At 43.0% G+C, this 4557-nt stretch carries 6 protein-coding genes and 1 pseudogene; 1 reads left to right on the top strand and 6 read right to left on the bottom strand.

Going from position 1 to position 4557, the window contains the following annotated elements; genetic code table 11:
- The 4 genes from AB4653_RS05095 to rplU all read right to left on the bottom strand — a co-directional run.
- Nucleotides 1-238, bottom strand: a 238-nt coding sequence (locus AB4653_RS05095; RefSeq protein WP_372103478.1) for a threonine/serine exporter family protein, incomplete at its 3' end; no start/stop codon positions are given.
- Between the two features lie 169 nt (nucleotides 239-407).
- Complete coding sequence (gene cgtA, locus AB4653_RS05090; protein WP_009847831.1) at nucleotides 408-1580, bottom strand: Obg family GTPase CgtA; 1173 nt, start codon at nucleotides 1578-1580, stop codon at nucleotides 408-410.
- Nucleotides 1581-1902: 322 nt separating this feature from the next.
- Complete coding sequence (rpmA, locus tag AB4653_RS05085; RefSeq protein ID WP_004735905.1) at nucleotides 1903-2160, bottom strand: 50S ribosomal protein L27; 258 nt, start codon at nucleotides 2158-2160, stop codon at nucleotides 1903-1905.
- Between the two features lie 19 nt (nucleotides 2161-2179).
- Nucleotides 2180-2491 (bottom strand): 50S ribosomal protein L21, encoded by a 312-nt coding sequence (gene rplU, locus AB4653_RS05080; protein ID WP_004740823.1) that lies wholly within the window; start codon nucleotides 2489-2491, stop codon nucleotides 2180-2182.
- A gap of 268 nt (nucleotides 2492-2759) precedes the next feature.
- Here rplU and ispB point away from each other — a divergent pair, with 268 nt between their 5' ends.
- The gene (gene ispB, locus AB4653_RS05075; RefSeq protein WP_009847832.1) at nucleotides 2760-3731 is read left to right on the top strand and encodes an octaprenyl diphosphate synthase; all 972 of its coding nucleotides are present in this window, start codon (nucleotides 2760-2762) and stop codon (nucleotides 3729-3731) included.
- Nucleotides 3732-3819: 88 nt separating this feature from the next.
- On the opposite strand, the gene AB4653_RS05070 is transcribed toward ispB, so the two are convergent.
- Complete coding sequence (locus tag AB4653_RS05070; RefSeq protein ID WP_009847833.1) at nucleotides 3820-4011, bottom strand: hypothetical protein; 192 nt, start codon at nucleotides 4009-4011, stop codon at nucleotides 3820-3822.
- A gap of 130 nt (nucleotides 4012-4141) precedes the next feature.
- Nucleotides 4142-4557, bottom strand: a pseudogene (locus AB4653_RS05065) (malate dehydrogenase); the annotation flags it as partial.

Genomic DNA, 4557 nt, shown 5'->3' with positions numbered 1-4557 from the left:
CCTGCATATTAATGCCACGATCAGCACAACTTCGAGTCGTCGTTATGCAATGATCATCCATTACCGTTGTCACAACCAACGCATTGGCTGATAGTGCAACTTCAACTTCATTCACCCCACAAGCAATACCGATACGGCGCATAATGTCACCGACCAGTGTGCTCTCGGCGCCATGAGCTAATAACATTTGTCCTGATTGAGCGACTAACCTTGAGATCGCTCTTTGCTTTGATGCCATGATTTCCTTCCCATAGGCGTTAATTATCTAAAGATAAATTTTGCATAAAAAACAGCAAGACGTCATGATTTAGATACAAAAAAACCGCAATTTTCATTGCGGTTTAATAAAACTATCAGCGTATCTTAGAAAAAGCGACCAAAGTGCTTATAAGAAACTACGAGGATTATTAATCACGAACATAGATAACATGACCGTCATCTTCTTCGTCATCCCAATCATCCCAGTCGTCGTCATCTTCAGTCACGACATTCTTACCGGCCATCGCATCTTTATGGTAGTCATCCCACATAAAGTTAACTTTTTCTTCTTCTTCAATTGCTTCAACTTCACGAGGTAGGTTCTCCATGAACTCACCCAGTTTAAAGCAAAGATCTTTGGTACCGATCTTGTTTACAGCAGAGATCTTGAAGTACTCGCCTTCCCAACCTAAAGCTTCGACGATTTCTTGAATCTTTTCGTCAGCTTCTTCTTCAGGCATTAGGTCAACTTTATTGAACACTAACCAACGAGGTTTCTGTGCAACTTTCTCACTGTATTGCTCAAGCTCATCGATGATCGTCAGTGCATTCTGAATAGGATCAGAACCATCGATCGGCAAAATATCGATCATATGCAGAAGAACGCGACAACGCTCAAGGTGCTTCAAGAAACGAATACCAAGACCAGCGCCATCAGCTGCGCCTTCGATCAAGCCAGGGATATCGGCAACGACGAAACTCTTCTCAGGGACAACACTTACCACACCTAAGCTAGGGATTAGCGTGGTAAACGGGTAATCAGCCACTTTTGGTTTCGCAGCAGATACTGAGCGAATAAAAGTAGATTTACCAGCGTTTGGCAAGCCAAGCATACCAACATCCGCTAATAGAAGAAGCTCTAAACGCAGTTCGCGAACTTCACCTTTAGTACCCATTGTCTTTTGACGAGGAGCACGGTTAACCGACGACTTAAAACGCGTGTTACCAAGACCGTGCCAACCACCTTTACCAACCATTACTTTTTTGCCATGTTCAGCAACTTCAGCAACGATTTCATTAGTGTGGATATCAACAGCACGAGTACCTACAGGTACTTTCATGGTCATATCTTTACCACGTTTACCCGTACAGTTACCACCGCGGCCATTTTCGCCACGCTCTGCATTGTAAAAACGTTGGAAACGGTAATCGATCAGTGTGTTTAAGTTCTCATCCGCTTGGATGTAAACATCACCGCCATCACCGCCATCACCGCCGTCAGGACCACCTTTAGCGACGAATTTTTCGCGCCAAAAGCTTACTGTACCATTACCGCCATCACCGGCTTCTATTTTTACTGATGCTTCATCAACGAATTTCATTTTTTAACTCCGCACTTACGTTGCGTTACCACTCATCAAGGAGTGATATAAATTCTAGCAGATCCGTGTTTAGATCGATCACCTAAGATCTAGATCGATCTGCAACCAAGGAACAAATAAGGAGAGGTTCTTTGCTTTCTGTTTCTTAAAAAACAAACGGCTTCTCAAAACTAAACTGCTTATCAAACACCAAATTGCTTCTCAAACTAAAGCCAGAGCGTCTACTTTTTTATTCTCGCTATAAATAAAAAACCCTGCCGAATCGGCAGGGCTTTTGAATTCAGCTTGAAAGCTAGTATAAATAATCTAATAAAAGATTAAATTACTCAGCTTCGATGCTTACAAACTTACGGTTTTTAGGACCTTTTACTGCAAATTTCACTTTACCTTCAGTAAGAGCGAAAAGAGTATGGTCTTTACCGATGCCAACGTTTGTGCCAGCGTGGAACTTAGTACCACGTTGACGAACGATGATGTTACCTGCAAGAACAGATTCACCACCAAAACGCTTAACACCAAGACGTTTGCTTTCTGAATCGCGGCCGTTATTAGTAGAACCGCCAGCTTTTTTATGTGCCATTGTTAAACTCTCCTAATACTTAAGCGTTAATGCCAGTGATTTTCACTTCTGTGAACCACTGACGGTGACCAGCTTGCTTACGCGAGTGCTTACGACGACGGAACTTAACGATTTTTACTTTATCGCCACGACCGTGTTGTACTACTTCTGCAGTAACCTTGCCACCTTCAACAAGAGGTGCACCAACAGCGATTTCTTCGCCGTTAGCAACAAGAAGAACTTTATCAAATTCTACAGTTGCACCAGTTTCAACGTCTAATTTCTCTAAACGAAGTGTTTGACCTTCGCTTACTCGGTGTTGTTTGCCACCAGATTGGAAAACAGCGTACATATTTTACTCCGCTTTTTCCGCACAGCCTATGGTTGTTAATTCTACAACTCGGGTGTGCGCTAAACTAATCAATAGGGCGCAGATTCTACGGGAATCATGCCGCTATGACAAGCCATATTTTTAAAATATTGGCGAAAACATGTTCGCCAAAGAAAAGTGCGGCAATGATGCCTTTAAGTGATGTATTAATCAACGTTTTTTAGTGTATTATTCAACAATTAAATACAACGTATAAGCCTTACAGGGTCTAACTTCAGCCGGATGAACAATGGATTTTAAAGCTATCCAAACGCTTACTGCCAATGATATGGCAAAAGTGAATGAAACAATTCAAGCCCAACTTAATTCTGACGTAAGTTTAATCAACCAGCTTGGTTTTTATATCGTTAGCGGTGGTGGCAAACGCCTACGCCCTTTGCTTGCTCTTTTATCAGCTCGTGCACTTGGTTACCAAGGTGAAGCTCACATCACCTCAGCCGCTTTTATTGAGTTTATCCACACAGCAACACTGCTTCATGACGATGTTGTCGACGAATCAGACATGCGACGTGGCAAAGCTACAGCGAATGCGGCTTTTGGTAATGCAGCTAGCGTTTTGGTTGGTGATTTTATTTACACCCGCTCATTCCAGATGATGACGACGCTTGGATCTTTAAGGATCCTTGAGCTAATGAGCGAATCAGTAAATGTGATTGCCGAGGGTGAAGTTCAACAATTGATGAACTGTAACAACCCAGACACCACAGAAGAAAGCTATATGCAGGTGATCTATTCAAAGACCGCTCGTTTGTTTGAAGCCGCAACCCAAATCGGCGCAATTCTTACAGAGTCTACACCTGAGATCGAAACGGCGATGCAAAACTACGGTAAGTACCTAGGAACAGCATTCCAGCTTATTGATGATGTGATGGACTACACCGCTGATGGTAAAGAGATGGGTAAAAATGTTGGTGATGACCTAGCAGAAGGCAAACCGACGTTACCGTTGCTTTACGCAATGCGCAATGGTTCCCCAGACCAAGCAAGCATGATTCGTGAAGCGATTGAAAAAGCTAATGGTATGGAACGTCTCGACGACATTATGTCTGTCATGAAAGAGACTGGCTCGTTAGAGTACACGACCAATAAAGCCTATGAAGAAGCTGATAAAGCTATTGCTGAGCTTTCTATTCTTCCTGAGTCAGAATACAAGCAGGCTTTAACTACGCTAGCTCACCTTGCAGTAAAACGTAGCAAGTAAATAGAAGCTAAGTAGTAAATAGACAGCTATATAATAAAAAAGAGCCTGTTGGCTCTTTTTTTGATCCTGCTAGATAATACTCTGGGTCTCAATAACGACTCGATTCTAACGATAGAGGTAGTTGCGCTTCGATCTCTTCAAGTTCTTCCAACGGAACTGCATATTGCTTATGACTATTGTAAGACTCAAACAACGCGAACTGCTCTTGCTCATCGATAACCAATATCTTGCCCAAGCGACCTAGATAGTTAACATTCATCCCTTTTTGTACTCTAGTCATCGTTCAATACCCTAATTCTTCGTGGTTATAAAAAGATTACGAGTGGATTGAATACAAGGATCAAAAAAGCCGATCGCAATGATCGGCTTTCGTTAACTGTCGTTTTTAGCAGAGTTCAGTTATCTATCGCTTATTTAGCGAATTCAACACCAATCTCAATATCGCCATTTAGCGTTTCTAGCATGCTGTCTAGTGCATTGCGTTCGAAGTCGCTCAGTTCACCGTAGCTAAGAATCGCTTCAGCGCCTTCTTTGCCAAGTTTAACTGGTTGTGCGAAGAATGGTGCGTGCTCGCCTTCACCTTCAACGTAGGCACACTCAATCACGTTCTCTTCGCCTTGAAGTGCTTTCACTAGAGCAAGACCGAAGCGACAAGCCGCTTGACCCATAGATAGGGTCGCACTACCGCCACCCGCTTTAGCTTCTACTACTTCAGTACCCGCGTTTTGGATGCGAGTTGTTAGCGCTGCGATTTCTTCGTCAGTAAACTCAACACCTTCAACTTGAGAAAGCAGAGGAAGGATCGTTACACCTGAGTGACCACCGA

The sequence above is a fragment of the Vibrio sp. 10N.222.48.A3 genome, from assembly GCF_041475345.1.
GTDB classification, from domain to species: Bacteria; Pseudomonadota; Gammaproteobacteria; order Enterobacterales; family Vibrionaceae; genus Vibrio; species Vibrio tasmaniensis_A.
The sequence above is the reverse complement of the archived record's forward strand: the minus strand, read 5'-3'. Positions and strand labels throughout refer to the sequence as shown.